The sequence below is a fragment of the Candidatus Saccharibacteria bacterium oral taxon 488 genome, from assembly GCA_010202645.1.
Taxonomy (GTDB): Bacteria; Patescibacteriota; Saccharimonadia; order Saccharimonadales; family Saccharimonadaceae; genus Nanosynbacter.
Map to the genome: position 1 here is coordinate 125,800 of CP047920.1, position 20,674 is coordinate 146,473.

Below are 20,674 nucleotides of genomic sequence, written 5' to 3' on the forward strand. Positions count from 1 at the left end.
AATTAGTCAAGGTGTTATAATGGTAATCATGGATTTGGCATATTTAGGTATGGTCTTGGTGGTTATTCTCGTCTCAATGACGCTACACGAGGCGATGCATGCGTTTATGGGCTATTTCCTTGGAGACGACACAGCCAAGGCAGAGGGGCGGCTGACATTAAACCCGCTGAAGCATATTGATCCGTTCATGACGCTTTTATTGCCACTATTGCTGGCTGTGTTGGGACTGCCAATTTTTGGTGGTGCTCGGCCGGTGCCATTTAATCCTCAGCGCGTGCGACACGGTGAATGGGGCGCAGCGTTTGTAGCGTTTGCTGGGCCACTGACTAATTTGTTTTTAGCGTTTTTAGCGTTTGGCGTGGGTGTCATCAGCGGGGTTATTACTAGCGGCGGGCTGATTCAAAATACATTAGTGGGGCAAATCATTAGCCTCGTCGTGTTGGTTAATTTAGGTTTTTTCGTGTTTAATATGTTGCCGCTGCCACCACTTGATGGGTCGCGGGTGCTGTACGCGCTTGCTCCAGAGGGTGTGCGCCGTGGCATGGAGTGGATTGAGCGCTACGGGGTAATGGTGGTGTTTATCATTGTTATGATTGGACAGGCGGCAATTGGGCGAATTATGACGTTCGCTACGAACGGTATTATCCAATTCTTTTGCGTGATTTTTGGTGTATAATAGAGATAGCCTCAGGTAAGCGGGCGCATATGATTTTCCTAACATCATATGATAGGGAGTCCTAATGGTCAGTCATCGTGGTGACTGGTTGCGGATACCCACCTTGCATTTATGCGGGGGAATATCACGCGCTTGCACTGCTTGGGGCTTTTATGATGTATAATAATAGGGCAGCCTACTAAGCGATCGCTTGGCAGTGAAGCCAAGAGGAAAGTCCGGGCAGTAAAGGACACCGACAGTCGCTAACGGCGACCGGGGGTAACCCTAGGGAAAGTGCCACAGAAACAAAACTACCTTTGTGGCAATAGACACAAAGGAAAAGGTGAAACGAGTAAGGTAAGAGCTTACAGTCCTCGGTGGTGACATAGAGGAGAGGTAAACCCTGTCGACTGCAAGGAGGCCTACAAATGAGTTGTCCGCTCGTAGGCCGATAACCGCTTGATTTACCTGGCAACAGGTAAACTAGATAGATGATCGCTCGCGACAGAACCCGGCTTATCGGTAGGCTGTAAACTAAAACCTTCTCTCAGCGGAGAAGGTTTTAGTTTACTGAAAGCACTTTCTTATAGTGCTGCTTTAACAATTGCGGTAAAGGCCGTAGGTTCGTTAACGGCTAACTCTGCCAACACTTTTCGATCAAGCTCAATATTCTTTGCCTTGAGAGCAGCCATGAGCCTGCCGTACGTTGTGCCCTCTTGGCGAGCGGCTGCGTTAATCCGGGTAATCCACAGGCTGCGGAGGTCTCGTTTTCTGTTGCGTCGATCACGATAGGCATATTGCAGAGCTCTAATTACCCCTGCTTTGCTAAGCGAAAGCTACGAGTTCGATTGTGCTGCATGCCTTTAGCGGCTTTTAGAATTTTCTTGTGCTTTGCGTGTCCAGGGACGCCTCGTTTTACCCTCATAGATTAAACTCCCATCGCTCGTCGGGCATTTTTTGCCATTGAGCCTGTTACTTTTGCTGTTGTATTAATTGCCCGCTTACGGCTTTTTGATTTCTTGGCTAAGAAGTGACCGCCAAATGCACGTTGACGAGTTAACTTGCCAGAGCTCGTTAACTTAATGCGCTTTGCGGTACCTTTGTGGGTCTTTAGTTTTGGCATTATTTACTCCTTATTACCACACTCAGATTGCGACCAGCCATCTGAGGTTTTTGTTCTAGAATTGCCTCTTCCTCAAGCTGATCAGTGATTTTTTGGATCAATTCGTAACCGATTTCTTTATGCGCCATCTCGCGACCTTTATAGACGACTTGGATACGGACCTTGTGCCCATTGGCGAGAAAGTCTCGTATTTTGCGCAGCTTGACTTCGAGGTCGCCAGCGCCAATCTTCAGGCCAAAGCGCATTTGCTTGAGATCGCCGACTTTTGCCGCGCGCTTGTTGCGCTGCTGGTCTTTGATCTTCTGATATTGGAACTTGCCCCAGTCAATAATTTTGGCGACTGGTGGATTGGCATTTGGTGATATTTCAACGAGATCAAGTCCCGCATCCTCCGCCGCTTGAAGGGCGTCGCGCAGGGGCATTATCCCCAACTGTTCACCATCAGAACCAACAACGCGCAGTTCCCGAGCACGGATCGCTCCGTTGATACGAATTGATTTATTAATCTCCTAGCTCTCCTTTTGAAGCAATTTTAGATTAATTTCATCAGTCATTGTATCAGGTATAAGGGTGGATTTCAAGCGCTAGGTCGGGATAATCTGCCGGTATTGTAGGCTTTCGGCGACATGAGGAATGGTTATTTCTAGTGATGACTCAAGATCAGCGATAGTGCGAGCGACCTTGATAACTTTGAAATAGCCACGAGCGCTTAGGTCAAGCTTTTTGGCGGCTGCAAGGAGAAATTGCTTGGCCTCAGCCGTTAGTGCAGCTATTTTATCAACGCTACTACTATCTATATCAGCGTTGTATTTATTACTATTACTGTATCTGTTAGTTTGTAGTGTACGGGCTACCTTAATCATATTTTCAAACTGTTTTTGTTGTGAATCCGACGATGACTTACGGGACAACAAATCTTCATGTGCGACGCGGGAAACATTGATTGTTAGATCAATACGATCAAGGAGCGGGCCAGATAATCGTTTCTGATAGTTCAAGATTTGTGTCGATGAGCAACGGCAACTTTTTTCTGGATCGCCCAGATAACCACATGGACAAGAGTTCATCGTGGCAACTAACATAAAATTGGCGGGGTAGTAGTATTTACCTTGGGCGCGGGAAATTATGATCTGCTTATCCTCAAGCGGCTGACGAAGCGACTCCAATGTAGTTCGTGGATATTCTAATAATTCGTCTAAGAAAAGTGTGCCGTGGTGCGCGAGACTAATTTCGCCGGGCGTGGCCTTTGCACCACCACCAATCATTGATATGCGGCTTGCGGTGTGGTGTGGTGTGCGAAATGGTCGGTCGATAACGATATCATGACTAACTTGATTGCCGTCAAGATTGTGGAGTTTTGTCACCTCGATAATCTCAGTGTCAGATAGCGGCGGTAGGAGCGAATTGAGTGCGCGTGCTAACATGGTTTTGCCGGATCCCGGTGGTCCGGACAGCAAAATATTGTGCCTACCCGCGACGGCAATGGCGACGGCTCGCTTGGCCTGCTCTTGTCCGCGGATGTCATCAATGATGATGCCGCGTTTCTTTTGGCGATATTGCTGCTTTGTTTTTACTGCGGGTTGGATGAGTTTTTCTTGTTTGAGGTGGAGGAATAATTCCGTTAGATTATTGATGGGGATAATAGTAATGTCGGGGATGAGCAGGGCTTGTTTGCTGTTGGAGGCTGGTAGGTATATGGTTGAGATACCGTGTTGTTTGGCGGTTTCGGCGATGGTGATGGCCGAGCGAATGGGGCGAAGACTACCATTGAGTGCCAATTCACCAGCAAATAGCGCTCCCTCTAGGGCGGTTTGAGGAAGTTGTTTGCCAAGGCAGAGAATTGCGAGGGCTATTGGTAGGTCGAATTGCGTACCGTCTTTTGGTAGTTCTGCTGGAGCGAGATTGATGGTAATTTTACCTTTTGGAAAATCAAGTAGCGAGTTCTTGATGGCGCTGCGAACGCGATCGCGTGATTCATCGATTGCTTTGTTGCCAAGTCCGACGATTTGTAGTCCAGGTAGTCCTCGTGATATGTCGCCTTCAATTTCAATAAGCTGACCGTGAAAGCCATATGGTGTCGCTGAAACTACCTTGCTAACCATATACATAGTAAAGCATAGATGACTAGACTTGAAAAGGGAAGGTTGCTATAATTCAAGGCAGATTGATGGGGCTGATATAGCTTTCGACAATTGGACTTTATCAGGATGTTCTGCGAGCCGACGATACGCGTAACGTATGTTTTAGTTGCAAAGTCTAAACTTGCAGGTGTATTTGCTAGCTTAAAGAGCGTTTTCACTCCGATGGCTGCTGCACCAGTCGCTGCTTAATTTAAGCGACCGCCCTTGCTTTGCGGCAACAGGCAAAGCCTAGGGTGTCATATGTATGTTGCTGGCTGCATGTTCGGAAGCGGCGGACATGCGGGACTTTCTCCGCGTAACGAAGCTTGGTTTTTTCGACTCATTTTTTAGCCAGGTGACGTTATAAAATTTTTAGATGAGCCTATGCTCGTAGACGAATATCATGATACCAGTTGGACCCGGGGGCGGTACCCGGCAGCTCCACCATATAGTGATATATCGACCCAGGGTGGTCGATTATTTTTTATCGTAATCAGTGAGAATGCAGCTCGAGCGTGTTGCCAGGAGACGAAAACAACCACCTGCGAGTAGTGGTTGTTTTCAAAAAGTGGAGTTTTACGTGTGCTGTTTATTTTTGGCCCCTGATAAGTTGTGTATAACTTTTTTATTCAGAAGCTACCCCTATAGTAAATGATAAAAATGGTTATGTCAATAATTTTTGAGAAAAAATCTAGGTAAAAAATACCACATAATTTAGAGGGTTAGTGAAGCAGTTTGATGAAAAATATAGGTTGTTGCCGGACGAGACGGTTGAACCCAAATGGTTCCTAGTTGGTGCCCCACACAGCCAGTGTCCTACCCGCGAGATGGCGAAACGGGATACGCTGAGGGCCTGGTTGTTTTGGTGTTTTATTTGTATAAACGTTCAGCGAGCTGTATCAATTACTAGATTATTTGTTGGATTCATGATGTCGTATGGGGTGACTATACAAGAACTATGAATTAGCGGGCGGTACAGCAAGCATATGTTTATATTACAATGTTGTGTATAAAACATTTTATAGAATATAACAGATGAAAATATATAAAGATTATTACAAAAATGTTATAAATACAACATATTTTTTATGTGAAGTATTGACCGATAAACATATACATGATAGTATTAGTACAAGCTTTTAAGAAAATAAAAAGCAAAAATCAGTACAATAATAACAACATTAACAATTTACGTGACCGAATTCACAGTAACGCATGTCGTTTGGTGTATAGTCGGCAGCAGTATGAAGCCGGAATAACAAAAGATTATTCCGCCATAGTGTTGCCGATGCTCCGCCGAACTTGTGATTATTAACGTGTATAGTTAATAGTTGCGATGTAACGCGTTGAGCGCGCGTATAATTAGTACCACTGCACTCCAGTTAATCCTTGGTAGGTGATTAGCAATGAGACTACTGGATGTGCAGGATGAGGAACGTTGCGCAAGGACATGCTCCGAAATTCGGAGCGGTCAGTTGCCCTGAGCGGCGGACTTTGAACAGGTGACCGCGCCCTAATAGTTATTGAATGCGGCGGATGGTTCACCTGATCATACAATGGTTCGTCGCCTGGGCTCCCTTGGTCTATGATATAGTGTGAGTATGAAGTGTCGGTATGTTGCTATAGTCGCGGCGCTGGCTGTGACAGCGGATGTCGTATTGGTGCACACGGTGACGCCAATGAGCGTCGGTCCGTTGGGCATCCTAGTGTTTTTCGTATGTCTGTATGTAGCAACTGCGTCGTGCTGTTATTTAGTGATGGTCGCGGCGAGGCGTGTGGCAATGCGTGTTGTTCGACATAATATGTATCGTGGCTTGGCCTCGGTAACGCCGTTGAAATTATATGATTATGCGAGTATTGTCGGTCTCATACCAATTATCTTACTTGGCATGCAGTCGCTTGGCGGTGTTACGGCGTGGGATATTTTGCTTTTGGCACTTTTTTTGAGCCTTGGTTGTTTTTATATACACAAACGATTTTAGAGCGTAGGCACTCCATTAGTAACGTGGTACAATATAGATATGAATCCAGAGTTGCCTCAAGTGCGTCCACCAGTTGAGAATTTACCATCTACTTCAAGCGGTGAGGTTCGGCTTGATGGTGATACAAATCAGGTAGAGACTGAGAGACGCTCCGCCGAACGCCCAGCGGTGAATGTGGCGAACTCACAGATGCCAGCAACAGTACTACCGACTGTTCCGGTGCCAGCGCCTCCAGTGGTACAGGCTCCTGCATCGACGACGTCAACTGACGATACGCCGCTGATAGCTAGTGACGATGATTTGATTGAGAAGGAGTGGGTTGACAAATTGAAGCGGATTATTACTTTGACAAGGGATGATCCGTACGAGCGAGCGCGGGTAATTGCGCAACTACAGGCCGACTACCTCAAAAAGAGGTACAACAGGGAGATGGGCCAATCGAACGGGTAGGAATATGGATAGCGGACCGTTAATTACTGGTTTTATTGTCGTCGTGGTGCTAGCGATCGGTGTGATGATTGTTACACTGCAGTATCGCAAGATGCTGCGAGAGGCAAAGAATTATGAGCGTGGGCTAAAAATGGTGCCACTGCTAATTCATTTGCCGCCATCAAGTGAAGATATTGACGGGGCGAGCCGTGACCAGCGTGATCTAACGGAAGAGATTCTGAGCCAGGCGCAAGTGATGTATAACATTATATCAAGTACGGCAACGAAAGGATTTAAGAGTCGACTCTATGGGCAGCGCCATTTGTCGTTTGAGATTATTGCGCGTGGCGGTTTGGTGCATTATTATGCTGTCGTACCGACGGTACTGGTTGATGTAATTCGCCAAGCGATTGCGGCAGCTTATCCGGCGGCGCGGTTGGAAGAAGTGGCTGATACGAATGTGTTTAGTAAAATTGGCAAGATGAGCGGGACAATTGGCGGCGAATTCTCGCTTCGTAAGTCGTTCGTCTATCCTATCGCAACATATCAGGAGTCAAAGCGAGATGCGTCGCGGGCGCTACTGAATGCCATGTCGGCGGCGACAAAAGACGATGGTATCGGCTTGCAGTTCTTGGTTCGGCCGGCGCGGGAGGGTTGGTCGCGTGCCTCAGAAGAGCATGTTGAGAAAATGAAGAAGAATAAGGGCAAGAAATCAACGAAGGTGGCGGGCGTTGATATCTCAATGGTCGGGGACATTTTTGAGGCGTTGTGGAAACCGCCACAGTCGGCAAAAGAAAAAGAAGGCGAGATCAAGCCCGAGGATAAACAGCTATCGTCACTAGAGCAGGCAGAGGTTGATGCCGTTAGCGAGAAGACGCGTTATCCGGCGTATGAGGTATTGGTGCGGGTGGTAATTTCATCAAATACTGCCGCTCGTTCACAGGTGCTGCTTAAAAATATTATCGCTGCGTTTGCGATGTTTGACTCGCCACGCAATAACGGTTTTCGTTTTTCGTTGACAAATAATATTGAGGAAATGACTACGGCGTATATTATGCGGTTTTTCCCGCAGCATATTCGCAGTAATATCCTTAATAGTGTCGAGATGGCGACTCTGTTTCACTTGCCGAGCGCAACTGCCATTCCAACTTCACAGGTTAAGCGGCAGATGTCCAAGCAGGTTGATGGGCCGACTGATGTCTTGGACGAGGGACTATTGATTGGCTACAACGAATTTCGTGGTACGAAAAAGCCAATTCGTATCGGTACGAAGGACCGCCGCCGCCACGTTTACATCATTGGTCAGACTGGTGTTGGTAAGTCGGTATTGCAGGAAAATATGGCGTATCAAGACATGATGGATGGCCGAGGATTTGCGCTGATTGATCCGCACGGTGATTTGGTCGAGTCGCTCATGGGGAAGGTGCCGAAAGAGCGAGTGGAAGATATTATCTATTTCAACCCCGCCGATATGGAAAACCCGATTGGTCTCAATATGTTTGAATTCGACAGTCCGGATCAAAAGGACTTTCTGGTGCAGGAAGCGATTAACATGCTGTATGGGCTGTACGATCCGGGGCATACCGGTATTGTGGGGCCACGGCTTGAGCATATTTTTCGTAACTGTGCGCTGCTGTTAATGGCGGATCCGGCGGGTGGAACATTTATTGATGTGCCGAAGTGTCTCATTGACCCAGAATTTGTGAAGAGCAAGCTGAAGTACGTCACTGATCCGCAGGTGATTGATTTCTGGACGAAGGAATTTCCGGCCTCACAGCGATCAAATGAGGCCGGTGAAGTGATATCGTGGGTGGTCTCGAAGTTTGGCCCATTTATCTCTAACGATTCAATGCGTAATATCATCGGTCAGACAAAATCAGGATTTAACATCCGCGAGATTATGGATAATAAGAAGATTCTGCTGGTTAATCTGTCGAAAGGTAAGCTTGGTGAGCTCAATGCCAAGCTACTAGGAATTATCTTTATCATGAAGTTCCAGGCGGCAGCTATGTCGCGGGCTGATATCCCGGAAGAGCAGCGTGAAGACTTTTCACTATATGTTGACGAGGTGCAGAACTTTGCAACTGATAGTTTTGAATCAATTTTGTCTGAGGCGCGAAAATATAAGCTGAGCCTGATAATGGGTAACCAGTTTATGACACAGCTAACGGAGAAGATTCGTGAGGCTATTATTGGTAACATTGGTACGGTTATCTCGGGGCGTATTGGTATCACCGACGCGGAATTGATGGTCAAGAAGTTTCAGCCAGTGTTTGACATTGATGATTTATCAAAGCTACCAAATTTCCAGTCGATCGCTTCGGTGATGATCAATAATGTGCCGTCGGCGCCGTTTAGTATGAACTGGGTGCCACCGATGGGGCAGGTTAACAATCAGCTTCGCGATGCGTTGGTACGACTATCGGCAGCGAAGTACGGCAAACCACGTGCGGTGGTTGAGAAGGAGATATTTGAGCGGCTTGGTCGTAATAAAAAGCCAGCAGCTCCATCGACTGGACCATCACTCAATCGGCCGACTGCAAAGGGAGGCTCATCTTTCCTTGATGAGTGGTTATCAAAACGTCAACAACTGGGTGGTGGTAAGCCAGGGGCTATGGGTACCGGTCCGAGTGCTGGTCAGCCTCGACTGGGTGCGCCATCGCCGCTAGCTCCCCAGCCGGGGCAGCCAGCTACATCGCGATTAGCATCGCCGACCCCGGGCTTGGTGAGTGCGAAGCCGCAATTAGCTTCTACGCGGCCGCCACAGATTGGACAAGGCGCTGCGCCACAAGGTATTGCTATGCCAGCCCCGCCAGCTGGCCAGACGCCGCAGGGAGTTGGTACTTCGTTGAACGGGCTATCGGGGCGGCCAATAGACATGTCTCATCATGATGATGATTCACGATCGCTAGATCGACATCCGGCATCCGCGCCAACAGTGGCTGGTTCGGATGGGGCTGCGCAGACCGCGCCGCTATCAATCGCTGATAGAATGGCAGCGGAGCTGCAGCAGGCACAACCGCAAAATCGCCTCGACTTGCGTGGCGATAATAACGATAATGGTGAAGTATCAATCAAGCTACGCTAGGCGTGGGCCAAGCTATCTTTTGTTGAGGAAGCCAACGCGAGCGTACTCAATAATGGCGCCGATAATCCAACCACAACCAAAGAGAATGATGGTTTCTGATCCAGAGAGAACGTAGCCGTAGTGGCGGGCGACAAAGTAGATGACGACTGAGGAAATCGCACCGAGTGCGCCGGCAATAATGAGGTTCGGGCGTGCGACGGTGCTACCGATAGCTTCGCTGGCTTTTTCAACGGCTGGGTTGTGGATGACCTTGCTAAAGGTGCGTGAAGCTGGCGGTAGTTCGCTTTGCATTTTTTTCATGGTTTTCCGGTAGCTATCGGTACGGTCGGCTTTGGTGATCTGGCGAGGTGTTTCTGGAGCTGCTGGCTTCTCCGTTTCAGCGGTTTGGCTTGCCTCAGCTTGCTCTAATGCTTCACGGTGAGCTTCGTCGATACCTTCGTGTTGCTGTTCGACGGCCCGCTCGGCCCGCTCCTCTAACTTTTCAGCTGCTGATCGTTCTACTTCGCCGGCTGACTGTTCAAGTTCGCCAGCGTTTTTTGCTAGCTCTGGATTAGCCCCATGAATTTTTTCTGACATATTTACCCTCCCTATGTTATAACGTTCCCGCCGTAATATCGCGGCGAATGATGTGGACCTCTTTACTCAGTTGTCGCGAGCGGCAATAGAAGAATGTAATAACAGCCGCAATGATACCGGCAAATAACATGTTTTCTCCAGGGCCGGTTCGCGGCAGGGTAGCGACGGTCTGCTCGACGACCTTTGGCGTTGGGCAGTTGACAACAATTTCGACACTGGTACCAAAGACGTTTGTCATACGGCAGTCATACGATGACGGGTCGCTGGTGCCGCGTGGTTTAGCCGAAAGCTGACCCTTGAGCTGGACGACGTAGGTCATAACCTTTTGCTCGCCTGGTTTGAGGGTGACTCGTGGCCAAGAAAGAGTGCGCTTTTCCTTATCAAAGGTGCCACCACCATTGTCATAGATATCGGCATATTCTAGCACGTCGGATAGTTCGTCTTTTAGATCAACTGTTGCTGGAGCTTTGCCTTCGTTTTTAGCGGTTAGCTTATACTCAATGCGGTCGCTGGCATTGGCTTTTTTCTTGGTGGCATCACCGCCGGAGGTTAGGTTATGCGCTGCCTTGGTGCGGGTAACCTGGGCTTTACAGGTTGTGTCTTTGACCCAAATTGTGGCGTCGCCTGGGCACGGCTGGCAGTCGGGATGGTCTATCGGCAGGCTTGGGTTAAGTGGACAGCGTGGTTTTGGACTGATCGTAACGGTTGAAGCACAGGCACTATTCGTCTGGTCACCGAGGCTGGTGTGGACGATAACGGACACGGTATACGTGCCGTCCTTGTCGAGTGTGTGCTGTAATGACGTGCTCGTAGCAGTGGTATTGACACGTTTGCGGAGCACCTCGGTGCCGGCTGAGTTTTTAATGATAAAGGTATAGCCAGCGATAGTCGCACCGTTTTGGACATCGCCATACGCTGTCATCGAGACTTTGGTACGGTCGGTGACGACGGGTCGCTCAAGTAATTTACAAGCGGCGGTTGGTTTCGGTTTTTGTTTTGGCAACTCTTTGAGCATGATGTTAGCGCAGGCCTTCATGATGGCAAACGGTTTACCTTCACTGGTCGTACCGACAAATGATTTATACCATGAACCTGAGCCGCTGCGGTTGCGCCCGGTGTCAAATTCAGCCATTGGTCGCGAATATAGCGTCAGGCTACCAACCTGAAACTGAACCTCTCCGCGCTGAAGGCCGAAGCGTGAGACACGGCTCCAGGACTGCCAGCCGTTATCGCGGCCGCTGCTGCGAGTACTGATCTCAGAGTCGCGAGCACTCGCCAAGTTCTCGCGTGTGATGCCAGCGTGCTGCAGCATGTCACGATAATTTTGCGAGTTATTGTCCCACGCGGCGAGCAGCTGTGATTTCGTATGAATACCGCCATAAACAAGGTCTGAAGCATTGGCGGCATTGGCAGATTCAGGTGGTTGGAAAACGGCAAATGACTGCACGATGAGCGCTAGGGCGGTCAGAATGAGACCGGTTTTGCGAGTGATTTCCTCTTTGTGGAGGCGTTTCGCGTAAAAGCCGAGCTCTTGGATGAGGCTTGGGCTAAACGCGAGGTGGGAGACGATTTTCTTAAACATGTCGTTCCTTATTTTCCATTAGTTTTATGTTTTCGTAAAAATTCCGTCTCCACTATAGCACAGTGATCGCTTTTACGCAAATAGCTTGAGTGAACACTTTTTTTGCGGTATAATGGGGGAGTTGTAAATAGCTGACAAATCAGAAATAGTGAGGGAAGCATGGCTAAACAAACAGATAAGCAAGCCTACGATGGCTCGCAAATCCAGGTTTTGGAGGGTCTCGAACCGGTGCGTAAGCGGCCAGGAATGTACATTGGTAGCACGGGATATGATGGTATTCACCATTTGATCAAGGAGATCGCTGATAACTCAATTGACGAGGCAATCGCGGGCCATGCGACGAGAGTAGAGGTGGTGCTGTTAGAAGACGGTGGTGTGCAGGTGACTGATGATGGGCGCGGTATTCCGGTTGATAAACATCCAAAAACTGGTTTGTCTACTCTAGAAACGGTGCTGACAGTACTGCATGCTGGCGGTAAGTTTGGCGGCGGTGGCTACAAAGTGTCTTCTGGACTTCACGGCGTAGGCTCAAGCGTGGTAAACGCGCTTTCAACCAAAATGATCGCTGAAGTAGTGCGTAATGGTCAGCTGTACCGCGTGGTGTTTGCAACTGGTGGTATCGCTGAACCACTGAAGAAGGTTGGTAAAACCGATCGGTCAACCGGAACGCGCATAATATTCTACCCAGATCCAACGATTTTTAAGGAGACGGTGGAGTTTGACTATAAGTGGGTGGTTAGTTATCTGCGCCACCAGGCATACCTCACCAAAGGCGTGCACACCTCGGTTATCGACAATCGAACAGGTGAGCGACAGTCATTTTACTTTGAGGGCGGTATTCAGAGCTACGTGAAGCACCTCAACATTGGCAAAGATGTTTTATCAAACGATGTCTTTTATGTTGAGAAACAGGTTGAAGATTGCATGGTCGAGATTGCCGTACAGTATAATGATACTTACATTGAGACAGTAAAGCCGTTCGCCAATAACGTGCTAACACCAGATGGCGGCACACACTTGATCGGTTTTCGCTCAGCATTAACCAGGGTTATCAACGACTACGCGCGTAAGAATGGCCTACTGAAAGAAAAGGAAGATAACCTGACCGGTGACGACATTCGTGAGGGTCTGACGGCAATTATCTTAGTCAAGCTGCCCGATCCGCAGTTTGAAGGTCAGACCAAGAACAAACTTGGTAATCCAGAAATGCGCCGCTATGTCGAGCAGGTGATGAACGAGTATTTTGCGTATTATCTCGAGGAGAACCCGAGTATTGCTAAGAAAATTGTCGGCAAGGCGACCTTGGCGGCCCGGGCGCGTAAGGCGGCGCGAGCAGCCCGTGACAATGTGATCCGTAAGGGCGCACTTGATGGTATGGGGCTGCCGGGTAAACTGTGGGATTGTTCAAGCAAAAGCCCGAGTGATAGCGAGATTTATATTGTTGAGGGTAACTCAGCAGCGGGTTCAGCCAAAGAGGGCCGTGACAGTAAAACCCAGGCGATTTTGCCACTTCGTGGTAAGGTGCTGAATACTGAACGAGCGCGACTTGATAAAATGTTCGCTAATAAAGAGATTGTGGCGATGATTCAGGCATTTGGTGTTGGTATCGGTGATCAGTTTGACATCAATGGTCTGCGTTACCACAAAATTATCATCATGACCGATGCTGATGTTGACGGTAGTCATATCGCGACGTTGCTTTTGACATTCCTGTTTCGCTATATGAAAGAGGTGGTTGAGGGTGGCTATGTGTACCTCGCCAAGCCGCCGTTGTACTCCATCAACCGTGGGCAGAAGAAAATCTACGCATATGACGAGGCGGAGAAAGACAAAGTATTGGCAGGTCTTATCGCTGAAAAGAAGGAACGCGGTACGGTCATTGACGATGAGCAGGATGTCACCAAGCAGGCTGGCGTGACAATTTCACGATTTAAGGGTCTTGGTGAGATGGATGCCGACCAGCTGTGGGAGACAACGATGAATCCAGAAAATCGTGTATTGATTCAGGTCAGTGTGGAAGACGCCGAAGAGGCGGATGCGATCTTTACGCGGTTGATGGGCGATGACGTGAGTTTGCGCAAAAACTTTATTCAAAGCTGGGCAAAAAATGCTAACTTGGAGGATTTGGATATTTAATCATGAGTGATCAGGACAAACAGATACAATCAACCAGTGACCACGAGTCAATTGAGGCAACACCAGACATGATAGCCGAGGCATCAGCAGGCTTAGAGCGACGTCGACTCGAACATGTGATGCAGGATAATTTCTTCCGCTATTCAATGAGCGTTATCGTTGATCGTGCACTGCCAGATGTGCGTGACGGTCTGAAGCCGGTGCATCGCCGTATTTTGTATTCAATGAACCAAAACGGTAACCGTAGTACTGCAAAATTCGTCAAGTCAGCGCGCATCATTGGTGATGTAATGGGTAAATATCACCCGCACGGTGACTCAGCGATTTATGATTCGATGGTGCGTCTGGCGCAAGATTGGGCGATGCGCTATACCTTGGTGCAGGGCCAAGGAAATTTTGGCTCAATGGACGGAGATCCACCAGCCGCTCACCGTTATACTGAGGCGCGACTCGACAAGCCAGCTGAAGAACTACTAACTGACATCGAGAAAGAAACGGTTGATTTCAAGGATAACTTTGATGGTTCAGAGCGTGAGCCAATCGTGCTGCCGGCAAAATTACCAAACCTGCTACTGAACGGTCAGATTGGTATTGCTGTTGGTATGGCGACGAGTATCCCGACGCATAACCTGGGCGAGTTGGTGGATGCGACGGTTGAGCTGATCAATAATCCTGAAGCGACGGTTGATGATTTACTGAAGCACGTTAAGGGTCCGGATTTTCCGACGGGGGCGATTGTCTATGGGGGCGCGCCGATGCGTCAGGCATATGCGACCGGTCGCGGTAGTGTAATGATGCGGGCAGTGGCGGAGATTCAGGAGACCAAGAAGGGGCGGCATCAGATCGTTGTCACGGAAATCCCATATGGTGTAAATAAAGCAACACTAATCGAAAAAATTGGTGAACTTCACAAGGAAAAGAGAGTGCAGCTGGCTGACTTGCGCGATGAAAGTTCTCGAGGTAAGGTCCGCATTGTCATTGAGTTGAAAAAGGATGCGTATCCAAAGAAAGTATTGAACCAGCTATACAAGCTGACAGCGCTCCAGACGAGTTTTAATTACAACATGTTGGCATTGGTTAATACCATGCAGCCACGGATTTTAGGCTTGCACGATATTTTGAGCGAATTTGTGAAACACCGCCAGACTGTGGTGCGCCGTCGTACTGAGTTTGAGCTGAAAAAAGCCAAGGCAAGAGCACATATTCTGGAGGGCTATAAGATTGCGCTGGATCATATTGACGAGGTGATCAAGACGATTCGTGCCTCAAAAACCCAGGATGAAGCGGAAAAGAATCTGCGCGCTAAGTTTGGACTCAGCGAGATCCAGGCCAAGGCTATTTTGGCAATGCAGTTGCGACGCCTGACTGGACTTGAGCGTGAAGCGGTCGAGAATGAACTTCGCGAACTTCTGAAGCTGATCGCAAGGTTAGAGGCTATCTTGGCCGACGAGCAAGAGATTTTGAACATCATCAAGACCGAGCTTCTAGAGATGAAGGAAAAGTATGGCGACGAGCGGCGTAGTAAAATTATCAACCATGAGCTGGGTAAGTTCTCTGATGAGGAGCTAATTCCAGATGAGGAAGCGGTCATTTTGCTAACCGGCGAGAATTACATCAAGCGGACCCTGCTCAGTGACTATCGCAAGCAAAACCGTGGCGGCAAGGGCAAGCGCGGCATGACCACCAAAGAGGAGGATATCATTGACCAGGTGGTGCCAGCAAATACCCATGACTATTTGTTGTTCTTTACGAATCGAGGTCGGATTTTCCGTCTGAAAGCGTATGAAGTACCAGCTGCCAGTCTCAGTGCTAAAGGTGTGGCGGCGGTGAACCTGCTCCAGCTACAGCCAGAAGAGAAGATCACCGCTATCATTAAACACGAGAAGAACGCTGGTGACCAGGGCTACCTATTTATGGCAACTAAGCATGGTACGGTGAAGAAGACTCCGCTTGGCGACTATGCCAATATCCGGACGAACGGGCTCATTGCTATTAAGTTAGACGAGGGTGACGAGCTACGTTGGATCAAGAAAACAGATGGCAAAAGTGATGTAATTATTTCAACATCAGCTGGTCAAGCGATTCGTTTCAACGAGCAGGATGCTCGGCCGATGGGTCGAGCGGCTCGTGGCGTACGCGGGGTGCGTCTACGTCCGAACGATTGCGTTGTTGGCATGGATATCGTTACCAGCGATGAGCAGACACTACTGGTCATTAGCGAAAAGGGCTTTGGTAAGCGCACGAAAGTGACTAACTTCCCAAGTCATAAGCGCGGTGGTGTCGGGATAAAGGCGGCAATCGTGACAGCAAAGACTGGCCCAATCATTTCAGTACAGACGATTGATCCGACGATGAACGAAGCACTGTTGGTATCGCAAAATGGTCAAACAATTCGTCTGGGCTTGAGTGACATCAAGTTGCTCGGTCGAACAACCCAGGGCGTAACGATTATGCGGTTGAGTGATGGTGACGCGGTGTCGTCGATTGGCCTAATGGAGAAGCGTCCAGACGAGGAGGATTAGCCAAGTGCCGATGCAATACATCCTGATACCGGGCATCGCGTGGTTTGTAGCGCAGTCATCAAAGCATCTGGCCCGGCTGTTTGGCCGTAATCGTCGAGTTACACAGTCGAACCCCCGTTCGCCGGTATTATTTTCGGGTGGTATGCCGAGCGCTCACAGTGCAACGGTGGTGTCGCTTGCGCTGACTATCGGCTACTACCAGGGATGGGAGAGTCCGCTGTTTGGCCTGGCTGCGTGGTTCGCGGCGATCGTATTGTATGATGCGGTGATGGTGCGGTTCTCCTCTGGACAGCAAGGTGACTTGCTCAATAGAGTGGTGCAAAAAGATTATCCAAAACTGTCAACGATTAGGGTGGCGCATGGTCATACACTGCCAGAAATGCTTGTCGGGGCGGCCGTGGGCACGGTTGTAACCTTTGTTGTAATTTTCGCTACAAGATAATTGCTAATAACCCTTGACCTGACCACTAATATCAGGTAAGATGAATATCAGTCTGGTTGCTGGAGTGCGAGCCAAGCGACAATCACGCTAATTTGTTAGGTGAAGCGAAAGCGGTACGCAAACCCGACTATGGTCTTTAACAATTTGATTGTGCAATATCATCGTCAGTTTATATTTTTGTAGAGCCTTAATACTTTGATACAAAGTAGATTTTTAACGGAGAGTTTGATCCTGGCTCAGGATGAATGCTGGCGGCGTGCCTAACACATGCAAGTCGAGCGGCAGCGAGTTCTGCACTATCAACTTGAAGCCTGGACGCGGGGATTTCCGAAGGAGATCAGCCGTATCATTCCGAAAGTAGTGAGTGTCTAGGGTGATTTCGAATTGATGGTGCAGAATGTCGGCGAGCGGCGAACGGCTGAGTAACGCGTAGGAATTTGCCCCAAAGTGAGGAATAACTGCCCGAAAGGGTAGCTAATACCGCATATGGTCTTCGGATTAAAGGATTTATCCGCTTTGGGAGAAGCCTGCGTTGGATTAGGTTGTTGGTAGGGTAATGGCCTACCAAGCCGACGATCCATAGCTGGTCTGAGAGGATGATCAGCCAGACTGGAACTGAGACACGGTCCAGACTCCTACGGGAGGCAGCAGTGAGGAATCTTCCACAATGGGCGAAAGCCTGATGGAGCAACGCCGCGTGAAGGATGAAGGCCTTCGGGTTGTAAACTTCTTTTATGAGTGAAGAATATGACGGTAACTCATGAATAAGCACCGGCTAACTACGTGCCAGCAGCCGCGGTCATACGTAGGGTGCAAGCATTATCCGGAGTGACTGGGCGTAAAGAGTTGCGTAGGCGGTAAGTCAAGTGAATAGTGAAACCTGGTGGCTCAACCATACAGACTATTATTCAAACTGGCTTACTCGAGAGTGGTAGAGGTCACTGGAATTTCTTGTGTAGGAGTGAAATCCGTAGATATAAGAAGGAACACCGATGGCGTAGGCAGGTGACTGGACCATTTCTGACGCTAAGGCACGAAAGCGTGGGGAGCGAACCGGATTAGATACCCGGGTAGTCCACGCCGTAAACGATGGATACTAGCTGTTGGAGGTATCGACCCCTTCAGTAGCGAAGCTAACGCGTTAAGTATCCCGCCTGTGGAGTACGGCCGCAAGGCTAAAACATAAAGGAATTGACGGGGACCCGCACAAGCGGTGGATTATGTTCTTTAATTCGATGATAACCGAAGAACCTTACCAGGGCTTGACATCCAGGGAAGGTCTATGAAAGTAGACTGTGCCTTTTGGAACCCTGTGACAGGTGATGCATGGCCGTCGTCAGCTCGTGTCGTGAGATGTTAGGTTAAGTCCTTCAACGAGCGCAACCCTTGCAAGTAGTTGTATTTTTCTACTTGGACTGCCCCGGTAACGGGGAGGAAGGAGGGGATGATGTCAGGTCAGTATTTCCCTTACGTCCTGGGCTAGAAACGTAATACAATGGCTAGTACAATGCGCAGCGAAGCCGCGAGGTGAAGCAAATCGCATCAAAGCTAGTCCCAGTTCGGATTGGAGGCTGAAACTCGCCTCCATGAAGTCGGAATCGCTAGTAATCGCAAATCAGCAAGTTGCGGTGAATACGTTCCCGGGTCTTGTACACACCGCCCGTCAAACCATGAAAGTGACCAACACCCGAAGTCCGATTCGTCGGCCTAAGGTGGGGGGCATGATTGGGGTTAAGTCGTAACAAGGTATCCGTACCGGAAGGTGCGGATGGATTACCTCCTTTCTAGGGAGAATAGATGCCAGCTTGTCGAGCAATCACAAGTTGAGCTAGGTCGGTCTCGTAAATATGCTGAGCTTACATATTTACAATAGTCCTCTCGAGGACGAGACAAAGTTCAAAACCTTCTCTACGATGAGCCGATTGATGAATTGCACAATCAAGTTGTTAATATAAAAACGCCCTCCTGTTTGGAGGGCGTTTTGTCGTCTATGACTAATGACGGGGCCTTTCCTTTCAGTGTGGCTGAGCATAGGCAGAACGCGATATGGCGATGGCTGCGGAACTATCGGCGACCGAATAGCGATTCTGCCAGCCAGCCCAGCGGAATAGTGTGGAGACAGAGCATAATTCCAAAGCCAACTCCACAGACGACCAGACCCCAGAACTTAAAGCGCTCGTAGCTGCTGATACCGCTCGCGAGGTTATCTGCTAGCTTTTGGTGATATATGGTCATGACGGCTCCGATAATCAGAACGATGAGGCCGACAAAAAAAGATCCAAAGGTAAATTTATAATACATATCTCCATTATACACTTGCCAGAATAAAAAAGATACGGTACAATGAATAAAGTCTTGGCGAGATGGGGGCATAGCTCAGTTGGCTAGAGCACCTGCTTTGCAAGCAGGGGGTCCAGGGTTCGAGTCCCTGTGCCTCCACCATATGGGGTGAAGTAGGCTTACGTCTACGACACTCCACCAAGACTGCAATGAGGGCGATTAGCTCAGCTGGTTAGAGCGCGTCACTGATAATGACGAGGTCGGAGGTTCAAGTCCCTCATCGCCCACCATAACGTCATTATATTGAGCAGCGTGAGATATAATGATCGTCTAGAAGGTAGTCCTTCCTATCGTACTTTTTGACAAGGGCGACTAGCTCAGTTGGCTAGAGCATCTCGTTTACACCGAGAGGGTCAGGGGTTCGAGTCCCTTGTCGCCCACCAAATAAACAGTCATCCCGTTTGGGGTGTTTTTTATTTACAGCCCCATAGGAGTTTGAGATATTTTTTGGAGGTAGTGTAATGAGGTGGAGGGGGGTGACGTCATTATTTTGTATAAATACGAGATATGGTAAGGTGCAAAGGCATTTTGTTGACAAAGTATATAAAACGTGCTAGTCTAGATGGTAAAATAGGATGAAAAATGAGCGAAGAATCGCGTGACCCAATAAAAATAAATAAGTATCAAGCTCGACTTGACGCTATCAAGGGACTTCCCGGTTATGCTGGACTTAATGAGGCATCGCAGGCACTCATTGGCCATCTTGCTTATGATAAGAATTTAAGCTGGCTTGATTTCAACCAGGTGGCGGCCGATGAGCTTGCCGAAGCCTCTGGGCGAAAAAAGGAAATAGGCAATTTGGCGGTTAATCGTGCTGTTGGGGTCCCTGATGCTTCTATAGAGAAGGTTTCAGATATTCCAAGAACATTCGAATCTGCGCGCACCTTGAAGCACACGTATGATGACGCGAAGCGTAGATCAGACTATTCGGAAGGTAATCTCGATGATATGGCATTCTATCAATCAGGCGCGGCGCTACGGGAGCATATGGAGCGATTGCATAATTTATCCAATAAGTACAGGCAATATGCTCGGGGAAATTCTGTGATGGAAAGGAGACTTGCAGCTAGAAACAACAGTGGGTTGTGGGTGGAGCATTGGTCACTTGCGTTAGCGCGGCAGAAAGTAATATCCGATGAAGCTTCGACAAGAATATATCTTAATCCTAAATTGCAGGATAGCTTTTCTATTTATCAAGAGATATTTTTAGAAGCAAATCGACGGGGCTTGAGGTTTCAGGCGAAGATTGTGGACCCAAGTTGGTATGGCTATAGAAATATTGGACAAACGGTCGAAGATGTTCAGCCGACAAAATCTGTCAGAAGGGACCCGATCGTATTTTATCCCTTTAAAGAGAGCGAAGATGAAATGTTGGCCATTGTTGAGGACGTCTATAGCAAACACATCAATAGCTTTAAGGGGCGTGAAACTGGTTCAATACCTGTGCCGCTGGCTCCAGGTTTAGCTGTGGGTGATAATGTCACATCCTATGATGATATGGGCCTGAAAGAGTCTCTAACAACTCATCGGAAAAACGTTTTTGAGAAAATGCCAGTAGGCTTGTCTGATCAAGAGCTGAGGCGGTATTTGCGAGACAACCACATCAATCCAGATAATATAGCCTTTAATGTCTAGTCATAAGAGTCGGCGTGTGGCTAGTGGACTGTATATGATTAATA

General features: G+C 48.5%; 13 protein-coding genes, 3 tRNA genes, 1 rRNA gene, 2 other RNA genes and 2 pseudogenes. 14 read left to right on the forward strand and 7 right to left on the reverse strand.

The genetic code is table 11. The annotated features are described in order from the left end of the window. Positions 1-19 precede the first annotated feature (19 nt). Together GWK77_00675 and rnpB are read left to right on the forward strand one after the other, a co-directional pair. Positions 20-676, forward strand: a complete 657-nt coding sequence (locus GWK77_00675; GenBank protein ID QHU92700.1) for a site-2 protease family protein — start codon at positions 20-22, stop codon at positions 674-676. Positions 677-846: 170 nt separating this feature from the next. After that, an RNA gene (gene rnpB / locus GWK77_00680) (RNase P RNA component class A) lies at positions 847-1,190 on the forward strand. A gap of 49 nt (positions 1,191-1,239) precedes the next feature. Here the strand turns inward: rnpB and rplT are convergent. The 4 genes and pseudogenes from rplT to GWK77_00700 form a co-directional block, all read right to left on the reverse strand. Further along, positions 1,240-1,580, reverse strand: a pseudogene (rplT, locus tag GWK77_00685) (50S ribosomal protein L20). Positions 1,581-1,583: 3 nt separating this feature from the next. Continuing rightward, positions 1,584-1,778: a 50S ribosomal protein L35 gene (gene rpmI / locus GWK77_00690; GenBank protein ID QHU92701.1), complete on the reverse strand. Its 195-nt coding sequence runs from the start codon at positions 1,776-1,778 to the stop codon at positions 1,584-1,586. Beyond that, a complete protein-coding gene (locus GWK77_00695) occupies positions 1,778-2,272 on the reverse strand; it encodes a translation initiation factor IF-3 (GenBank protein QHU93409.1) in 495 nt (164 codons plus the stop codon). The genes rpmI and GWK77_00695 overlap by 1 nt, the downstream gene beginning before the upstream one ends. A gap of 90 nt (positions 2,273-2,362) precedes the next feature. Beyond that, the gene (locus tag GWK77_00700; GenBank protein QHU92702.1) at positions 2,363-3,880 is read right to left on the reverse strand and encodes a YifB family Mg chelatase-like AAA ATPase; all 1,518 of its coding nucleotides are present in this window, start codon (positions 3,878-3,880) and stop codon (positions 2,363-2,365) included. Positions 3,881-3,947: 67 nt separating this feature from the next. On the opposite strand from GWK77_00700, the gene ssrA reads away from it, so the two are divergent. From ssrA to GWK77_00720, 4 genes and pseudogenes are all read left to right on the forward strand, one after another. Further along, positions 3,948-4,345: a transfer-messenger RNA gene (gene ssrA / locus GWK77_00705) on the forward strand. 1,154 nt (positions 4,346-5,499) lie between these two features. Beyond that, a complete protein-coding gene (locus tag GWK77_00710) occupies positions 5,500-5,880 on the forward strand; it encodes a hypothetical protein (protein QHU92703.1) in 381 nt (126 codons plus the stop codon). A 39-nt stretch (positions 5,881-5,919) separates the two neighbouring features. Continuing rightward, positions 5,920-6,330, forward strand: coding sequence for a hypothetical protein (locus tag GWK77_00715; protein ID QHU92704.1), 411 nt, complete (start codon positions 5,920-5,922; stop codon positions 6,328-6,330). A gap of 4 nt (positions 6,331-6,334) precedes the next feature. Further along, a pseudogene (locus GWK77_00720) lies at positions 6,335-9,049 on the forward strand (TraM recognition domain-containing protein). Between the two features lie 360 nt (positions 9,050-9,409). Here the strand turns inward: GWK77_00720 and GWK77_00725 are convergent. Together GWK77_00725 and GWK77_00730 are read right to left on the reverse strand one after the other, a co-directional pair. After that, entirely contained in the window at positions 9,410-9,973 is a 564-nt protein-coding gene (locus GWK77_00725; protein ID QHU92705.1) for a hypothetical protein, read from the reverse strand. 16 nt (positions 9,974-9,989) lie between these two features. After that, positions 9,990-11,555: a hypothetical protein gene (locus tag GWK77_00730; GenBank protein ID QHU92706.1), complete on the reverse strand. Its 1,566-nt coding sequence runs from the start codon at positions 11,553-11,555 to the stop codon at positions 9,990-9,992. Between the two features lie 159 nt (positions 11,556-11,714). Between GWK77_00730 and gyrB the strand changes: the two genes are divergently transcribed. The 4 genes from gyrB to GWK77_00750 all read left to right on the forward strand — a co-directional run bounded on the left by gyrB (position 11,715) and on the right by GWK77_00750 (position 18,442). Next, positions 11,715-13,691: a DNA topoisomerase (ATP-hydrolyzing) subunit B gene (gene gyrB, locus GWK77_00735; protein QHU92707.1), complete on the forward strand. Its 1,977-nt coding sequence runs from the start codon at positions 11,715-11,717 to the stop codon at positions 13,689-13,691. 2 nt (positions 13,692-13,693) lie between these two features. Continuing rightward, a complete protein-coding gene (gene gyrA, locus GWK77_00740; GenBank protein QHU92708.1) occupies positions 13,694-16,213 on the forward strand; it encodes a DNA gyrase subunit A in 2,520 nt (839 codons plus the stop codon). 4 nt (positions 16,214-16,217) lie between these two features. Next, positions 16,218-16,655: a divergent PAP2 family protein gene (locus GWK77_00745; protein QHU92709.1), complete on the forward strand. Its 438-nt coding sequence runs from the start codon at positions 16,218-16,220 to the stop codon at positions 16,653-16,655. 210 nt (positions 16,656-16,865) lie between these two features. After that, positions 16,866-18,442: ribosomal RNA gene (locus GWK77_00750) — 16S ribosomal RNA — on the forward strand. Positions 18,443-18,719: 277 nt separating this feature from the next. Here GWK77_00750 and GWK77_00755 read toward each other — a convergent pair. Further along, positions 18,720-18,956, reverse strand: coding sequence for a hypothetical protein (locus GWK77_00755; GenBank protein ID QHU92710.1), 237 nt, complete (start codon positions 18,954-18,956; stop codon positions 18,720-18,722). Positions 18,957-19,020: 64 nt separating this feature from the next. On the opposite strand from GWK77_00755, the gene GWK77_00760 reads away from it, so the two are divergent. From GWK77_00760 to GWK77_00775, 4 genes are all read left to right on the forward strand, one after another. Beyond that, positions 19,021-19,097, forward strand: a tRNA-Ala gene (locus tag GWK77_00760). A gap of 51 nt (positions 19,098-19,148) precedes the next feature. Beyond that, positions 19,149-19,225 (forward strand) — tRNA-Ile (locus GWK77_00765). A gap of 76 nt (positions 19,226-19,301) precedes the next feature. Then, positions 19,302-19,378: transfer RNA gene (locus GWK77_00770), tRNA-Val, on the forward strand. A 199-nt stretch (positions 19,379-19,577) separates the two neighbouring features. Next, entirely contained in the window at positions 19,578-20,630 is a 1,053-nt protein-coding gene (locus GWK77_00775) for a hypothetical protein (protein QHU92711.1), read from the forward strand. Positions 20,631-20,674: the final 44 nt, after the last annotated feature.